The organism is Desulfobaccales bacterium (assembly GCA_041648175.1).
Classification (GTDB): Bacteria; Desulfobacterota; Desulfobaccia; order Desulfobaccales; family 0-14-0-80-60-11; genus 0-14-0-80-60-11.
Window position 1 is genome coordinate 1 of sequence record JBAZPO010000033.1, and the last position, 16,120, is coordinate 16,120.

Here is a 16,120-nt window from a genome sequence, read left to right on the forward strand (position 1 = left end):
AAAATTGTTTTGCTTTGCTCGCCGAGTTTCGGCGGGCGGAAACGCTGGGGCGGGGTTTCAAATCATTCGAGCGATTTTCGCTCGAAAAAGGTTCGAGCTTCGTTCAGCAATTGCGACCAGTAAACACAAGAGGTTACGGTAATCCCGTAGCCTCTTTTTCTTTTGTGGGTGTGAGTGGCGGGTGTGAGTTTTCGTTTTTTGGTGTAAATTTCCCCTCGATTGACTCGACGGCGGAGCGATCCGATCCGTCTATGGAGTGGAGGTAAATTTCGGGCGTTCTCAGGTTCTTGTGGCGAAGTAAGCTGGAGATCGTCTATCTTATACCAATTACAAATCAAAGATGATCTCAAGGCGGCAAGGATGAGGCTGCGCAGGCGTTAGGCAAACGCTCGTTCAGGCTTTCCGTCTTGTCTCGAGATGGTAGGTCGTTCTTCAAGGGTCTTGTTTCTTGTCATGTCCCCTCACTTCTACGGACCTGTTGCCGGTGGCAGGCAGGATAGGCAATTGATCAAGCTCAATGAATCAGACAGACATTGTTCTCAAGGTTTTAACATTGGCTGCTGTCGTGAAAATGCGCTTGAGGTTCTTCGCGATATCGAAGCTCATGCACTGGCCTCTTCGTACAGTCTTCGGTTCGTTACTGTGAATGGCGCTGAAGCGAAAAAATACATTTTCGCCTTCGTCACTTCTAATGAACCCGGCGCCTATCTGCGGACTGAACCATTTTATTTTTCCCGTCGGCATGGATTTTATCCTCCCCCCTTTGATAATACGAGATATGATCCTCCCTTGTTTTGGATTCTTCTCGCCTTCGCAATTATGCCCCGGCGGCCAGGGAAGTTTCGATCCGGGCGAGGCGTTCCTCGAGCCTGTCCATCGCCTCCGGCAGGGCCTGCTGGCTCTTGGCCCGGGAACAGAAAGCGGGGTTGTTCACCCACCAGTCCATGCCCATTTCCTTGGCCTTGTCAACGGAACAGATGACGAGACGGATCTGAATCGTCAGCAACTCGACGTCCACCAAGTTGATCCGGATATCGCCGGCGATCACGATCCCTTTGTCCAGGATCCTTTCGAGAAGATCCGCCAGATTCGTACTTTCCAGAGAATGTCGAGCGCCGCGTTGGATTGCCATTTTTTTTCCTCCATTTCACTAAACTGCTATAACAATTTTCCCAAAGGTCCCAAATCCAGATTCAAATCATCGCTTTCGAGACCGAATTCGCGGGCGATCTTCGCGATCTCCTCGGACTGGCGCATCAACGTAAAACCGAGACGCTCAATCTCTTCATCCGTAAGGCCTCCCCCGTCAATCCTGCGGATCGCCTGTTTTTCCAGGAGTTCATGGAGGAGCTTGACGACGGTCAGAACAAGCTGGGCCAGACCGTTTTTTTTCTTATCCGCATCTAGGTTCATGCGCCGGGACGTGGCCCGATTCGCCCGCGACGCAACCCTTTGGGGGAGGGGGCTGATTTCAAATCTGTCCCCATCAGAAACCCCGGAACCTGCGTTCATCTTCATAGCACCAGATCCTCCTCGCGCCGGGCCGTTTCCACGGAGGTCAGAATGACCTGCAGGCCCAGGTAAATGAGATCGATGTCGGCGACGGAGATCATGACGTCACCGACAATCACGGCACCTTTGTTGAGCACCCGGTCCAGGGTCTCGCAAAGGCTGATATGTTCCTTTTCATCCAGTTCATCACCAAGCATGTTGCACCTTACTGAGGTAATTGCAAAACTCTTCCAAATATGTTCCCCCTCCCTTGACGGGAGGGGGAAGGGGACTTATTGGTACTTTTGAAATACCTCTACTGATAAAGAATCTGTCCCAGCGCGTTAAGGCTGTCGATTCCCCTGGGATCGCTCTGCCGATACACCACCGACCGGCTGATGCCGGGGAAAGTCAGGGCGAATTTTTCCCGGACAGCGGATTCCCTTTGGAACAGGGAACGGCAGAGGGGATCAGGGCCATCCGGCGTCGCCATGTTTAAAAACAGGCAGGGAACCGGAATTTCCAGACGCCTGCAGGCGGCGACAAGATCCGTCGTTTCCGCAAAGGACATCTCCGTGAGGATACTGGTCGCGTAGAGGGCCGCCTGCGACGGGTCCCGCAGGATCGCCCGCAGACGCTTCAGATCCTTGGACAGTTTGACCAGGCGCTCTGAGATCCCCGGCAATCGGAAGATTTTCCGGTACTTCAGGAAGAGGCTGAAGAACGCCTTCAACCATCCCTCGATGACCTCCGGCAATTCCAACAGCCTGATCAAATGACCCGTCGGCGACGCGTCGAGGACCAGGAGGTCGTAGCCCTCCGGGGTCAGGAAATCCATCACCGCCGCCAAGGCCATCAACTCATCGATCCCCGGGGGCGATAGGTCCATGATCCGTTCCATGACTTCACGATCAAACGTCAGATCAAGGTTCGGCATCAACCGGGAGAGAAATTGCGCAAGCTCCTTCCGGTACTGATTTTTCAGGGCAACAAAATCGGCGGTGGCGTCCATTTCCATGGCCCATATCCCCGGCGCCACCTGCTTCGGCTGGGGACCGAGGGACATGTTCAGGCAATCGGCAAGGGAATGGGCGGGATCGGCGGAAAAAAGTAGAATCCGTTTCCCGGTGTAGGCACGGGCCAGACGCAGGGCCGTGGCGCAGGCCAGGGTGGTCTTGCCGACCCCGCCTTTTCCTGCAAAAACAAGCATCGCCATATCCGGCGTCGGCAGGGGGATGGGGCTGTCCACGCGGGACGTTAACGGAGGCGGGGATAACGGGGCTTCTCCGGTGGACGGCGCTACTTCCTTCAGACCTTCCCAGAAGGAGCGGAGCGATTCCATGCCGCGTATTTCCTCGGGATACAGGGGAACCCCCCAGAGCCGGAGCTTGGAAAAAGCCGGCTCCTTGGAGATGCGGGCCAGCTCCTGCAACTGGCGGGTGCGGATATGACGGCAGGTGAGACACGTACTTTCCGGGCACAGGCGGTTGATGACCACATCCGCGACGCCAATGCGGAGGCGCTGCAATTCCCGGATCAGATCCAGCGTCTCCTCGATGCTCAAGGCCTCGGCCAGCATGACCGGGACAAACCGGCACTGCTGATGATCCTTGAGGAGCTTTTCCATCTCCTTGACGTCAGCAGCAAGTCCCTCGATGAAATGATCGAGGTCGTCCCGCTCATAAGATCCCCGGAAGAGCTTTTTCATGTACCGGTTTTTGGCCAGGAGCGCGTCGAGGGCCTCCAGCCACTTCCGGATCATCTCGGGCATTTCCATGAGGCGCAGGGTATGCCCCGTCGGCGCCGTATCCATGATGATCCCATTATATGTTCCTTCCTTGACCCAGAGGCTGATCTCCAGGAAGGCCATGAGCTCGTCCATCCCCGGCAGGGAAAGCTCCATAAAACGATTGATGTCCTCTTCATCCAGGAAGGTCCCCCGGGAGGCGATTGCCCGGAGTCGCTGCCGGTTTTTATCTTGGAAGTCGTGGAGATAGGCCGGTGCGTCCAATTCCAGGACCTTCAGATTCGGGGGCGGCTCGGCCCCGGAGAAACTGTCTTGAAGGGAATGGGCGGGATCGGTGGAAACGAGAAGCAGGGATCTCCCAGGATGACGGAGGGCGAGCTCCAGTGCCGTTGCCGCCGCCGCCGTGGTTTTCCCCACACCGCCCTTGCCGCCGAACAGCAGAAGCCGCATGTTTCCATCGGTCAAAAAACCCGGTTCTTCTGAAACACCGCGCATCGATCCTTAACCTCATTTACGTATCACAACCATTTCGTCTTCTTCGTCTTCTTCTTTTCCGCCGTCTGCCCGCTCCTTGATGGCGTCGAGGCGGTCGAGGAGGGACTTTTCGGCGGCGCTAAATTCCGCTTCCGTCATCTGTCCCGTCTCTAACATCATGTATAGGTCGCTGAGTTTGGCAGTGATGGCGTCTGCCTCGTTGGCCTGTTCTTCTTCGGCGGCGTGGTGGATCTCCTTGAAAATCCAGAAGAGGCCTCGGGCGGGCGCCATGAGGATGTCATCGATCAGGAACATTTCTACCTCCGCAGGGACGATGGTGAATGCGGGCCCCCGTCGGGGAAGATCTTCAGGAGCGGAGTTCCACGTCCACAAAATTGTGAGGCGCCCAGGGTCCGTTGAAATCGAACGAAAAATTGTTGTCGAATCCGCGCGCCGCCTCGAATATGGCCGCCTCGAATGCCTTATCCACCGCCTCCCGCCCGACCAGGCAGGCCAGATTCATAACGTCCCGTTCAGTCCGGGGAACGTTCCTCTTGATTTCAAAACAGGCGGGAGACAAAATCGCCTCCACCCTGTCCGTGTGTTCCTCCCGGTCCTCCTGAAGGACCCGGTCAAAGAGACGTCCGACTTCGATCTTGTCTTCCTGGGTGGGGACACGACTTTTCCCTAAGAACTGGTCCCTCGCCACCCGGATCTCCGCATGGGTGTTAACAAAATACTCGAAAATATTCGGTACATCCCATGCAACCCGCAATCCCATCTCCACCTTGCCATGTACGCGGCGAAGCTGTTCGGCAAAGGACTTCCGGTTGAGGGACAGTATCCGTTTGATCTCTTTTTCCCCCTCGGCAATCACGCCGAAACTGATGGGCAGGGGGGTCTCTTCTTCCATAAGGCGCTTGAGGACGCTCTGGTGCGCCGCGATATGGCGGCGTTCCGGGCGGATCTTTCCATTGCTGAAATTACTGACCACCGCGCCGATCTGGTTCTCCATAATGAGATAAACCGACTCCCCGTCGATGCCGATATCGCCGTACTCATGGTCTCCTGCCGCCGGGATTACGGCATAAAGATATTTCCCTTCATTTTTCGTTTCTTTGCCGCCCATATTGCCGTCCCCCCTTGTGCTTCCTCGTTATATTTCACCCGCGGCGCTGCGTGTCAGCTTAAGGAATTTGACAGACTTGATAAGGCTTTCCTCCAGTTTTATTTCCAACAAAGCGCTGCATGTATAGCACTTTACCTGCCCCTCATAGTCACTGTAAGTCTCATCGAGGTCGATGGTATGACCGCAGGATAGACAGTTGATCTTCATTCTATATCCTCCCTTTCCATTACCGAGTCTCTGTCTATTACCGAGTCTCTGAGCCCGTAGGCAACAATGTTGAGTTGCTTGTCCACCCGGAGTAAGTACGTGTGGCAATCGAGCACTTTTTTCCGCACGGGCAATCCTAATGCGCTTATGGTCGGATTAGGCACATAGACATCTGCTTCAGCCTCCCACGTTCCCTTTTCGGAGTCCATCAGCGCCAGCTTTGTGACGCTCACCTTCTTAGCGTCCACCATCTTCTTCAAGAAGTTGGCGACAGCATCTCTTACGTCCTCAATAGGCGGCAACTTACGTTCTGCTTCAGGGCCGGCCGTGGAGAGCACCGGTTCCGACATTTTGACTGTATCCAATATGTTCGCCATCGCGTCGCCTTTCTGTGGTTACTTCGCCCGAACCGGTCTCCAGGACATTCATGGGATATTTCATCCTTTCCTCCGGGCGCAACGACTCAAATGGCTTTCCCAGGCTTCCTCCAGCCACTGCCGGCGCAGCCGCCGGTTGACCAGGGCGATGATCTCGTGTTGGACCCGCCGCGCTTCCCCGGCACCCAGGAAAAAACCCGTATGCGTCCGGCAGGCCCGATGACCCGTCACGCACCGGTTAGTCGGAATGTGGTGTGAATCACAGATGGTCAGCATATCGTCCCAGTCCTTTCAGTATCGGATCTTGAACGGCCCCGTCGTTGTCCGTGGGGCCTCCGTCGGTCCCTCCGGTCCCCTCGGTCCGGGGACAGGCCGGCGAACGCCTTTGGCTTCCAGAGCACTAAAGATCTCCTGCCTTGCCGCCTCGATGTCCTGGAAGCGCTGATCAATCTTTCGCACCCTTTCCAGGGCGCTCTGTTTCTCCTTCCCCCGGCGGAACTTTTCCATCTCGAGAATGCTGAGCTTCATATAGGCCTTGTAAGGAATAGTGCCTTCATCCACACGGCCGGAGAGCGTCCTGATGTCCTGCACGCCTTTCATGATTCTCTTCGTCATTGGCGATCCTCTTTACCTTTCTCCTTGGCCGGTTTTGCGGACCCGCAGAACTTGCGGATCACCTCTTCCACCTTCTGCATCATGACCTGCACACCTCTCATAATCCTCTTCATCATTGGCGATCCTCTTTACCTTTCACCCTGGCTGGCCTTGCGGGTCCGCAGATCTTGTGGATCACTTCTTCCACCTTCTGCATCATGACCGGTTGGCCGCCCCGGGTAATCTTGGCGGTATCTGTGGCCAGGACATCCCGGCATACCATCTGAAAAAACACATCGCCCCCTCCGGCGCGCCGGTTCTGAGACGCAAGGATCCGGCCGATGGCGATCCCCGCCCGGATGGTCGGACGGTTGTTATTCACCCCGAAACTCCGTAATTCTCGGACAATATCCACAATCCGTTCAGCGTCTTCCCGGGGGAGTCCCGATTTCCTCATAACGATCAGGATCTCCGTATCCCGGTCATAGTGTTCCAACTGGATGGTGATCAGGCGGTCCATCAGGGCATCCTGGGTTTTGTGGACCCCGGCGTATTCTTCGGGGTTGGAGGTAAAGATCGCCCGGAACTCGGGATGCACGGCCATATACCCCTCCCCGGAGCGGCGCAGTTTCGGCAGATTCAGAATCCCCTCGGAAAGGACGCTGAGGAGGGCGTTGTTCGCTTCCGGCCGGGACCGGTTGAATTCATCGTAAATGAGGATTTCCCCTCGCTCACAGGCGGTGGTCAACCGGTTGTCCACCCAGAGGTTTTTCATTTCTTCCTCTGTCTTCAGGACCGAGTGGATATAATTGTCGACAACTTTGTTTTTCCGGTAACCGGAGTCCTTGCCCACGAGATCGGAAGTGCCGAATTCATCGTCCCCGTGAACCAGGGTGACAGGACGACCGAGCTTGGAGGCCACGTGGAAGGCGAGGGTCGTCTTTCCCGTTCCCGCCACGCCGGAAAAATGGACGGGATAACCCGCCACCAGGTAGGCTAAAGCCCGCTCCGTGACCTGCTCCACATAGGGAGATGAAACAAAGGCGCCGCTGGCTTCGGGTTGAACACTGTCTTCCCCGGCCGATACGCGCACTGTTGATGTGCTGACGACTCTTACGGCATTTTTATTCATGAACTCCTTTCTCCTTCCTTAGTTGTTCAATAATCCATCCTGTTCCCCGGCACTTCAGACAGGCCATTGCCGGGGCCGAGGCGTCATTGCCAGAACCTTTACACACAGGACAAGAGACAGTTGGCTGCAGAGATTGGGGAACGAAGCCCCTGCCGCCGCAGGTGGTACATGTAAGGGTTTTAACGGCCCCTGTTCCCCGGCAATGAGCGCAGGCGACAGCCGGCGCCTTGACCAAGACTTCGCCGCTTCCCCCACAAACACAACATGTGGAAAGGGAAGACATGATATCGAAAGGATCTCTGCCCCGGCCACCGCAAAAGGCGCAGGTCAGTTCCTCAAATACCACCGAGTCACGGCTTAGATTTGTTCGCACCATACAAGCCTCCTCCTTGACCATTCTCCGACTTAGGAGCTGCGGGTATTAAATTTCCTGCCCCGCTTCGCCTTGGTCGCTGCTTTGGCGGGTTTTTCATCCAGCCAGATCTTCTCTTCGCTCTTCTGAAACGGTGGCTTAGAGGTGCTGACAGACGGCGGGGCCTTGACCTCGGGGGTTTCGACCGCCGGGGCTTCAAGCGCCGCTGCGACCGTCTTCTTTTCTTCTTGTTTTTTCAGTGGTTCCTTGAATGTGACCGGTGGCTTTTCTGTCTTGATCTCAGGCGCTGCCACCGCCTTCTTCAGTGCTGCTTCCATCGGGGGCGCCATGGGTTTTACGACCACCGGTTTCTTCTTCATCGGAACGGGAACGGGCCGGGACTTTCCGGGACGCTCGCCGCGCCAGGCAAGCCGGGCCCCCACCAGGTCATCCGCCGTCTCTTTGCGCAGGCCCGCGACCTGTCTTCTCATTTCTGATAGAAAGACTTCCCGGTCATGTCTTCCCTTCCGGGCCATATCATTCCTGTCTCTGGAAAATTCACCCAGCAGGGAGTTGACCTCATCGATCATGGCGGCCACAAAGGCTTCCCGCTCCCCACTGGTCTTTTTCGCCATCGCGGTGTGGGCAGCGGCGAAATAAGCCTGCATGGCCGAAACCGCGGTGGTCAGCTCCCTGGCATCCCGCGCCATCTCCTGCAGCAGCGCCTCTCGCGCACCCCGCAGGGTCTCTATTTCTCCACGCAAACGCGTCATGTCATCGGTCAGTTTGCCCATGATGATCCTCCCTCACCTTCTCCGAACGTGAAAAACCTGTGCAAGGCGGAGGCTCAAAAGCCCCCGCCCCACAGGCGACATTACCTTACTCTCAGGCTGGAGCTGCGGCACTGGCGGTCAGGCCAATCGCCTCAGCGTACTTGAGGTAGGTCTCAACCGAAGCAATCACCACTCTCGCTTCGATAGAAAGCAGCTCAATGCCGACCAGAGATACTTTCACCCAGGCATCGATCACGATTCCTTTGTCCAGGATCCGATCGACAACTTCCGCCAAACTCGAAGAATCTGTTGATTTCTGTACTTTAGCCATCACTATTTCCTCCCTTTCGTTATGTTATCGGTTATCGTTTATTTTGCTTTACCGAACCAAACCTGAGAGGCGCCCGCAAGATCGGCAGCGTTCTCTTTTCTCATCCTGCCGACCTGCCTCTTGATCCTTGATACATACGAGGCCCGCGCTTTCCCGGTTTTTCTGGCCATCGTGGCGTGGGCGGCGGCAAAGTCAGACTGCATGGCTGAAACCGAAGAGGCCAGATCCTTGGCCCCGCGTGCCAGCTCCTGCATCAGCGCCCCCCGATCACTCCGCAAGGCGTCTACCTCCCCGCGTAAACGGGTCATGTCATCGGTCAAATTACCCATAATGATTTTCCCTCATTTTCTCCAGATACTGAAAGACCCATGAAAGGCGGGCGCATCAGAAGCCCCGCCCCACGGGTATCCTTTACCTTAAGCTTAGGCCGGAGCGGCTGCACTGGCTGTCAGACCAATCGCCTCGGCGTATTTAAGATAGGTCTCGACCGAAGCAATCACCACCCTCGCCTCGATGGAAAGCAACTCGATACCAACCAGGGATACCTTAACCCAGGCATCGATCACGATACCTTTGTCGAGGATCCGGTCGACAACTTCTGCCAAACTCGATGAATCTGTTGATTTCTGTACTTTTGCCATCGCTATTTCCTCCTTGATGTGTTGTTATTATGAACTTTCCGAAAACCATCAGCATGCATGCCTGTCTTCTATGAACTATGGAAGCAAGACGTATGCCAAGCCGCCAAGATAAGCATGATAAACGTTAACTTCCCGTATTAAAAGAATAATTCTGAAGGAAAGAAGGTGCTTTAAACGCTCTCGGAGGAGGTTAGGGAATCGTAACTATGGAATCCATTCCTGCGATGACGGGAAATCTTTCCCTACCGGCAGGCATAGCGGGTAATTATGCTCACAATCTCATCATGATCGAAGGGCTTGCCGACGAAGGCGACGACCAGACCCGCCTGGAGGACCCCTTGAATGGTCGGATCATCCTGGTAGAAGTAGCCGGAAACGATGACGATCGGCAGATGGACATTGGTTTTACGGAGCTTCCGGGCCAGTTCGAGACCATCAATGTCCGGCAGTTTGGCGTCTAAAAAGGCCATGCCGAATTTATTGCTTTCTATCAGGGCCATGGCTTCCCGGGCGCTCAAGGCTTTCATGCTGGTAAAACCCGCTTTGCGGATGATATTTTCAAGAATCCAGCACATCTCCGGCTCGTCATCCACAACGAGAATCGGGGCGTATTTTTCGTTCATGATTCACCTCCACCAAAACGGGCGGGCAATTTTACGGTAAAGACACTGCCCCGGCCTTCAACACTTTCCGCGCCAATGGTTCCCCGGTGCTGTTTTACGATGGAATAACAGAGAGACAGGCCGAGGCCGGTCCCTTGTCCCACGATGGAAGTCGTATAGAAAGGATCGAATATCTTCCCGATTTCCATCGTGGAGATGCCGCAACCGGTGTCCGTAACCTGCACCCGGACCTCTGGAGGATCCGTCTTCACATCAATTCCCAGGCGCCCACCGGTGGGCATGGCGTTGATGGCGTTCAAAAAAAGATTCATGAAGACCTGTTGGAGCAGGATGGCCACCCCTTGCACCATGATTGGCTCTTTGGGAAAGGATGAGGTCATTTCAATCTTGTGGATCTTGGCGTGATAGGTTACCAGGGTCAGGGTTTCCTTGATCAGGGACACGAGGTTGACAAGGGTTGTCCGAGTCGTCGTGGAAGGATGGGAATATTTGAGGAGATTCTCGATGATGACCGAGGTCCGCTGGATGCCCTTGTGGATCTTTTCCGCGCACTCCCGGTGAAACTCCGATGTGCCGTCCTCTTCCATAAGAAACTGGGCGCTGGACGAGCAGATGGCCAGGGGATTCCTGATTTCATGGGCGATGCCGCCCGCCATAACCCCGAGGGCGGCAAATTTCTGGGATTGATGCAGTTCCATCTCAAATTTCCTTCTCTCCGTCAAATCCCGGCCTACGGCCACGACGCCCGCCGTCTGATTGGAACTGTCACTGTCCTTCATGGGAGAAAAGACCCAGGAAACGAGAATGAAGGTCGCCTGCTTGGTCCGCAAGGGGCATTCCTTCATCTGGGCGTACTTATGGGTATCAATGCGGGAAAAAATATTCCGGATATCCTTGCAGTCCTCATCGGTGCAGAAGTCGGTAAAATAGTGTTCCCGCGCCTCCGCGACGGGATAACCGGACAGTCTTTCCGCCGCCGCGTTCCACGTCAGAATCCGGCCTTTCTTGTCTGTGGACAGGAGGAGATCGCTGGCGCTCTCCACGATGCTCGCCAGGTGCTGCTCCACCTGCCGCACCTCCTCGCTCAGACGCACCTGCTCCGTCACATCGTCCATGAGGAGGACGGCTCCTTCCACCTGACCCTGCCAGGAGAAGGGCAGGAGGCTGTAGTAATAGATGCGGATGGGCACCCCGGGGGCGCGGTAGGTCATCCGCTCCCCCTTGACCGATTGATTATTTTCGATGACCTGGCAGATGCGCTTGGTAATATCCATCTGGTCGAGAATGACGGTGGGGAAAACCTCTTCCAGCCGGTAGCCGATGGTATTGGCGAGGGTCCTTCGGCCTTTTTCGAGAAAATTGCGATTCGCCGAGACAATGCACATATTTTGATCGATCAGGAGGACGGACGAGGGAATGGCGTCCAGGAGCATGGTGTAGAGTCGTTCGTACCGTCCTGAAAGTTCATGGCTTGCTGCTTTCGGGGTTTTATCTTCCATCGGTAACCTCTCCTTTCACTTCGCCGGGGCGAGCTCGGTGGTGACAAAATTATAAGGCGGCCAAGGGCCGCTGAGCAGGGCCTTGGCGTCTCCGTTTTCCGCTACCCGTCCGAAGGTTTCCCGGAAACGGTTGACCTTGCTTTCCGGTGTCAGAAAATAGAGGGATAGAATGACAGCACCGTTTTTCGTATCCGTTTCTGCCCGGTGTCTGGCGTAAAGACCGGAAAAGGCCTGGATATAGCGATCGATAAGGGCCTGGTAACCCTGTAACGTCTCCTCTTGCATTTGGTAATGGACCTTCCGGAGGACAAGATAGGCGCGACCGTCAACCGACTGTTCATCCTTCGGCTGCGCCGTTGTTCCCGCGGTAGAAAGAGCGTCTCGCCCCTTCATCGTCTCCTCCTGCCGGGGACGCCACTCCTTTTCGGGAAGAAGTATCCGGATGCCCATTTCGACATGGCCTTCCAATTGTGCAAGCAGGGTCTCATACTGACGCTGCCTATCCTTCAAGGCGTTCCGAATCGCCTTAATTCCGTTGAGGAAACAGCCGTATCTCATGGGGACAACCGCCTGCAGGCGATGGAGATCCTCCACAACTTTGCTATAGACCAGGAGTTCCGAAACGGGCGGCGCGCCCTCTTCGACGTCCAGCTCCGATACGGCCGCGCACAGTCCATGACCGGCGACAAAGGACACCGCCTGGCCCTTCATCCCCGTCATGGACACGCCGACAACCGCCGGCTCTTTCACGATGCCGTATAATAGATAAGCCATTATTCCACTTTCTACAAAACCGGGGCGAAATGATAGGGCGGCCAGGGACCGGAAAGCTCAAGCAAAAGTCCTGCGTCTTGATAAGCGGCGTTCCAGTCGGAAAGCAGGCGCTGCAGGTCCGCCATGGACCCGTCGGGAACGAGCAGGGCGCCGTGGAAAAACATCTCCTCGTCCCTTCCCGTGACATCCCGCGACTGGAGACGACATTCACTGAACCCCACGGACATCTTCTTCACGACGCTTAAGATATCTCGCCCCATCTCTTTCAGCCAGGCTGCCACATCCTTGTCCACGGCTCCTTTGATTTTCTGCTCTAAAAAATAGCGTTTACCGGGAGAAAGCCCTGCCAATTGTTCCTTTTCCGCCGCCAGGCGGGCCACCGTCATTCGCGCCCGGGCCTGGGGCCGATCCACATATCCCTTGAGAGTCCATTCATTTTTATCGATTGTATCCTGGAAAAGCTTCATCAAGACGTCCTGGCGCTGCCTCAGTGGTTCCGCCGCGGCTTCTATTGAAGAAAAGACCGTGCCGAAACGAACGGGCAGCACCGGACCCTGCTCCATCACGGTCAGGACGACCTCTTCATGACGGAGCGCCCGGGGCGCCACCCACTTCAGATCTTCCATTTTTCCCTGGGCCTCGGGACCGGAGAAGTCCTCGATATTAACCTCTGCAAGGACGGCGGCGACCTCCCCGATGACCTCGATAAAAAGGGGATATTCCCCGTCGATCCCTGTCCCGGCGATCTCCGGACGGGGTACGGCCGGAGTCAGGCAAAAAAGATAGATCCCCAGGCTCATCCCATCCCCCCGCGCACTTCCTGAAGGGCGGTCTCGATATCCTGGCGCCGGATGAGGATGGCCGTCTCCCCGTCCCCTGTTTTTTCCAGGGTCTTCACGGCGCGGCGTACTGCCGTCATGGCCGCCTTGCGGACGACGGCGGCAATGTCGGCCCCACTAAATCCCTCTGTATTTCCTGCCAATTCGGATACTTGTACTTCTTTCGCCACAGGCTTTTGACGGAGATGGACGGCAAAGATCGCTTCCCGATCTTGCTGGTCCGGCATCATCATCTCCACGACGTCATCGAAGCGTCCCGGCCTGAGGACCGCGGCGTCCAGCATATCCAGGCGATTCGTCGCCCCCAGGACGAGGACCCCCCGGAGTTCGTCGATTCCGTCGAACTCGGCCAGGAACTGGCTCAAGATCCGTCCCGAGACATGAGAATCCGACGCCCCGGCGCTCCGGGTGGGGACGAGGGCGTCGATTTCATCGAAGAAGATGATACAGGGGGCCGCCTGCCGGGCCTTGTGAAAGATTTCCCGGACCCCCTTTTCCGACTCCCCGACCCATTTCGACATCAGGGCCGGCCCCTTGACGGAGATGAAATTCACCTGGCTCTCCGTGGCAATCGCCTTGGCCATCATCGTCTTGCCGCAACCCGGGGGGCCGACGAGAAGAATCCCCTTGGGCGGCGTCACGCCTCCCTTTTCAAAAAAGTGGGGATACTTCAGGGGCCATTCCACGGCCTCGATCAGGCGCTCCTTCAGGGAAGACATCCCTCCCACATCATCCCAGTGGATATTCGGAGATTCGACAAACACCTCCCGAATGGCAGAGGGCTCGATCTCCCGCAGGGCGGACAGGAAATCCTCCATCCGCACCTCGAGTTTCGCGAGGGTTTCGTAGGGAATCCCGGCCTGACCGAAATTGATTTCCCCCATGATCTGACGCAGGCAGCTCATGGCCGCCTCCCGGCAGAGGGCCTCTAAATCCGCCCCGACGAAGCCATGCGTGATTTCCGCCAGATGCTCCATCCGGACGTCTTCCGCCAGAGGCATCCCCCGGCTGTGGATCTCGAGGATCTCCAGACGGCCGCGCCGGTCCGGGATCGGAATGACGATCTCCCGGTCGAACCGGCCCGGACGCCGCAGGGCCGGGTCAAGGGCATTGGGGATGTTGGTGGCGGCAATGACGATGACGTTCTGTCTTTTGTTCAGGCCGTCCATGAGGGCGAGGAGCTGGGCGACGACCCGCTTTTCCACGTCTCCGACAACGTTTTCCCGGCGGGGGGCAATGGCGTCGATCTCGTCCAGGAACAGGATGCTCGGTCCCTTTTTGGTTGCCTCTTCGAAGATCTTCCGGAGATGGGCCTCGCTTTCACCGTAGAACTTGTGGATGATCTCCGGCCCGCTGATGGAAAAGAAATTGGCCTCCGTCTCGTGGGCAATGGCCCGGGCGATGAGGGTCTTCCCGCACCCCGGGGGGCCGTAGAGGAGCACGCCCTTGGGCGCGTCGATCCCGAGGCGCTCAAAAACCTCTGGATACCGGAGCGGCAGTTCGATCATCTCCCTGATCCGCTGGAGCTGGGATTTCAGACCGCCAATGTCTTCATAGGCCAGGGTTCGGCTGCCCCCTTCTTCACCCTGGGACTTGCCGATGACCAGGATGGTGGCCGGGTTGATGATCACCGGACCCTTGGGCGTAACGGATTCGACCTTGAAGAAGGCGGCGCGGCTGCCGAACAGGGCCGCCTGGATCTTGGCCCCCTCCAGGACCGGCAGACCGTCCAAAAGGCTCCCGATGTATTGCAGATCCCGTTCCGCCGGGGTGACATTGGTCGGCGTCAGGACGATCCGTTCCGCCGGACGGCACTTCATCTTGCTGATCTTCACCGTTTCATCGAGGCCGACGCCGGCGTTCTCCCGGGTCAGGCCGTCGAGTTGGACCCGCGACTGGCCGCGGATTTCCTGATAGGCGGGCATGACCTTGCAGAGGGCCTTGCGTTTGCCCTCGACTTCCACCGTGTCTCCTACGACAGCCTCAAGCCGTTCGAGGTCTTCCGGTCCCATCCGGGCCAGGGCGCGGCCGACATCCTTGGTCAATGCTTCCGTCACTTTCAACTTGATAAACGGTTTTTCAGTCTCTTTCATGATTCCTCACCTGTCCTTGATCATGCCTTTTCACAGCGGATGGTCACGATGCCGTTGTTGCAGGTCACCTTGATCCTGTCTTTGGCGGGGGAATGACTAAGGAGGACCTCTTTCCGGTACTTCTTCTCCCCCTTATCGGCTGAAATCGTCAGGACATCATCCCGGACATCGATTTTTATATCCCCCGTTCCCACGCCGGGCATTTCCGCGATCAGGGTGGTGGCGTCCTCGTCTTCGAAGACATCAATGAGGGGTTCATGGATCTCCTGGACCACCGCCTCGCCGGTTTTCTTGTCCTTCCGGATGTTTCCGAAGGGTTCCACTTTGATGGCATCATCCTTCCCGCCGAGGCCTGTTTTCAGGCTGAAACCATAGACCCCCTTGACGCCGCCTTTCTTGGTAGGGAAGGTAAATTCGCCCTTTTTGGTGACGGTTTCCCCTTTCTCCGAGATCTCGTTCAGCTTTTCGGCGATGTCGGTCAAACCGCTCAGGATGCGACCGAAACGATTCTCGCCCCCCGCCGCCTCCCCGCTGGCGCCCCCTTTGTCCCCCCGGTCCTGCTTTGCCGTCCGGCGCTGAGAAAGGCGCTCCCCCGCCTCGGACAAGTCCCCTAAATTATTTATAAAACCCGCCAGGCTACTGAAAATGCCTCCCCCGATGTCTCCCCGGTCCTCACCCGGATTCTTGCCGGCTGTCTTACGTTTTGTCGTCATTATTCCCTCCGTTCCGTTGAATGCCGAATTTTTTTACCTTCGTATGAACAGTTTTGTAATCCACCTGCAGCAACCTTGCCGCCTTGGCCTTGTTTCCCCCTGTGAAGCGCAGGACTTCTTTCAATACCTCCCTTTCCACGGCAAGGACGCTCTGCCGGACAATTTCACTCAATGATGCATTTTTCCAAGGCGTTCCCTGAACCTTCGGGGAAAAGGCAAGTCCGGGCACCTCAGCCCGCTTGATGCTGAGATCCTTTTCGGTGATCTCATCCCTGGCCACCAGGGTGGCCCGCCGGATCACCGACCGGAGCTGGCGGACATTCCCCGGCCA

Annotated in this window: 22 protein-coding genes; 1 reads left to right on the forward strand and 21 read right to left on the reverse strand. The window is 56.5% G+C overall.

Annotated elements, in window-relative coordinates; all coding sequences use genetic code 11:
* On the forward strand, positions 1–266 hold a 266-nt coding region (locus WC600_17910; protein MFA4904609.1), incomplete at its 5' end, for a hypothetical protein.
* 551 nt (positions 267–817) lie between these two features.
* On the opposite strand, the gene WC600_17915 is transcribed toward WC600_17910, so the two are convergent.
* The 21 genes from WC600_17915 to WC600_18015 form a co-directional block, all read right to left on the reverse strand.
* Positions 818–1,132, reverse strand: coding sequence for a gas vesicle protein (locus WC600_17915; GenBank protein ID MFA4904610.1), 315 nt, complete (start codon positions 1,130–1,132; stop codon positions 818–820).
* A gap of 26 nt (positions 1,133–1,158) precedes the next feature.
* Positions 1,159–1,518: a gas vesicle protein K gene (locus WC600_17920; protein MFA4904611.1), complete on the reverse strand. Its 360-nt coding sequence runs from the start codon at positions 1,516–1,518 to the stop codon at positions 1,159–1,161.
* Entirely contained in the window at positions 1,515–1,709 is a 195-nt protein-coding gene (locus WC600_17925; GenBank protein MFA4904612.1) for a gas vesicle protein, read from the reverse strand. The genes WC600_17920 and WC600_17925 overlap by 4 nt, the downstream gene beginning before the upstream one ends.
* Before the next feature lie 98 nt (positions 1,710–1,807).
* Positions 1,808–3,733, reverse strand: coding sequence for an ArsA family ATPase (locus WC600_17930; protein MFA4904613.1), 1,926 nt, complete (start codon positions 3,731–3,733; stop codon positions 1,808–1,810).
* A gap of 12 nt (positions 3,734–3,745) precedes the next feature.
* On the reverse strand, positions 3,746–4,027 hold the full coding sequence (locus WC600_17935; GenBank protein ID MFA4904614.1) for a gas vesicle protein GvpG: 282 nt from the start codon (positions 4,025–4,027) through the stop codon (positions 3,746–3,748).
* Between the two features lie 52 nt (positions 4,028–4,079).
* A complete protein-coding gene (locus WC600_17940; protein ID MFA4904615.1) occupies positions 4,080–4,841 on the reverse strand; it encodes a GvpL/GvpF family gas vesicle protein in 762 nt (253 codons plus the stop codon).
* Between the two features lie 203 nt (positions 4,842–5,044).
* The gene (locus WC600_17945) at positions 5,045–5,425 is read right to left on the reverse strand and encodes a hypothetical protein (GenBank protein ID MFA4904616.1); all 381 of its coding nucleotides are present in this window, start codon (positions 5,423–5,425) and stop codon (positions 5,045–5,047) included.
* Between the two features lie 60 nt (positions 5,426–5,485).
* Complete coding sequence (locus WC600_17950; GenBank protein ID MFA4904617.1) at positions 5,486–5,701, reverse strand: hypothetical protein; 216 nt, start codon at positions 5,699–5,701, stop codon at positions 5,486–5,488.
* Positions 5,702–5,716: 15 nt separating this feature from the next.
* Positions 5,717–6,040 carry a hypothetical protein gene (locus WC600_17955; GenBank protein MFA4904618.1) on the reverse strand — a complete coding sequence of 108 codons (324 nt, stop codon included), beginning with the start codon at positions 6,038–6,040 and terminating at the stop codon, positions 5,717–5,719.
* A gap of 112 nt (positions 6,041–6,152) precedes the next feature.
* Positions 6,153–7,151, reverse strand: coding sequence for a gas vesicle protein GvpN (gene gvpN / locus WC600_17960; GenBank protein MFA4904619.1), 999 nt, complete (start codon positions 7,149–7,151; stop codon positions 6,153–6,155).
* Between the two features lie 405 nt (positions 7,152–7,556).
* Positions 7,557–8,297 carry a hypothetical protein gene (locus tag WC600_17965; GenBank protein ID MFA4904620.1) on the reverse strand — a complete coding sequence of 247 codons (741 nt, stop codon included), beginning with the start codon at positions 8,295–8,297 and terminating at the stop codon, positions 7,557–7,559.
* Between the two features lie 91 nt (positions 8,298–8,388).
* Positions 8,389–8,607: a gas vesicle structural protein GvpA gene (gene gvpA, locus WC600_17970; GenBank protein ID MFA4904621.1), complete on the reverse strand. Its 219-nt coding sequence runs from the start codon at positions 8,605–8,607 to the stop codon at positions 8,389–8,391.
* Positions 8,608–8,645: 38 nt separating this feature from the next.
* A complete protein-coding gene (locus WC600_17975; protein MFA4904622.1) occupies positions 8,646–8,936 on the reverse strand; it encodes a hypothetical protein in 291 nt (96 codons plus the stop codon).
* A 93-nt stretch (positions 8,937–9,029) separates the two neighbouring features.
* Positions 9,030–9,248, reverse strand: a complete 219-nt coding sequence (gvpA, locus tag WC600_17980) for a gas vesicle structural protein GvpA (GenBank protein MFA4904623.1) — start codon at positions 9,246–9,248, stop codon at positions 9,030–9,032.
* 242 nt (positions 9,249–9,490) lie between these two features.
* The gene (locus WC600_17985; GenBank protein MFA4904624.1) at positions 9,491–9,871 is read right to left on the reverse strand and encodes a response regulator; all 381 of its coding nucleotides are present in this window, start codon (positions 9,869–9,871) and stop codon (positions 9,491–9,493) included.
* Entirely contained in the window at positions 9,868–11,370 is a 1,503-nt protein-coding gene (locus WC600_17990; protein MFA4904625.1) for an ATP-binding protein, read from the reverse strand. Before WC600_17990 ends, WC600_17985 begins: the two co-directional genes overlap by 4 nt.
* A gap of 15 nt (positions 11,371–11,385) precedes the next feature.
* The gene (locus WC600_17995) at positions 11,386–12,144 is read right to left on the reverse strand and encodes a GvpL/GvpF family gas vesicle protein (protein MFA4904626.1); all 759 of its coding nucleotides are present in this window, start codon (positions 12,142–12,144) and stop codon (positions 11,386–11,388) included.
* A gap of 11 nt (positions 12,145–12,155) precedes the next feature.
* Positions 12,156–12,944 carry a GvpL/GvpF family gas vesicle protein gene (locus WC600_18000; GenBank protein ID MFA4904627.1) on the reverse strand — a complete coding sequence of 263 codons (789 nt, stop codon included), beginning with the start codon at positions 12,942–12,944 and terminating at the stop codon, positions 12,156–12,158.
* Positions 12,941–15,076: a CDC48 family AAA ATPase gene (locus tag WC600_18005; protein MFA4904628.1), complete on the reverse strand. Its 2,136-nt coding sequence runs from the start codon at positions 15,074–15,076 to the stop codon at positions 12,941–12,943. Before WC600_18005 ends, WC600_18000 begins: the two co-directional genes overlap by 4 nt.
* A gap of 20 nt (positions 15,077–15,096) precedes the next feature.
* Positions 15,097–15,789, reverse strand: a complete 693-nt coding sequence (locus tag WC600_18010; protein ID MFA4904629.1) for an Hsp20/alpha crystallin family protein — start codon at positions 15,787–15,789, stop codon at positions 15,097–15,099.
* A partial coding sequence (locus WC600_18015; protein MFA4904630.1) for a helix-turn-helix domain-containing protein occupies positions 15,773–16,120 on the reverse strand: 348 nt, incomplete at its 5' end. The genes WC600_18015 and WC600_18010, both read right to left, overlap by 17 nt.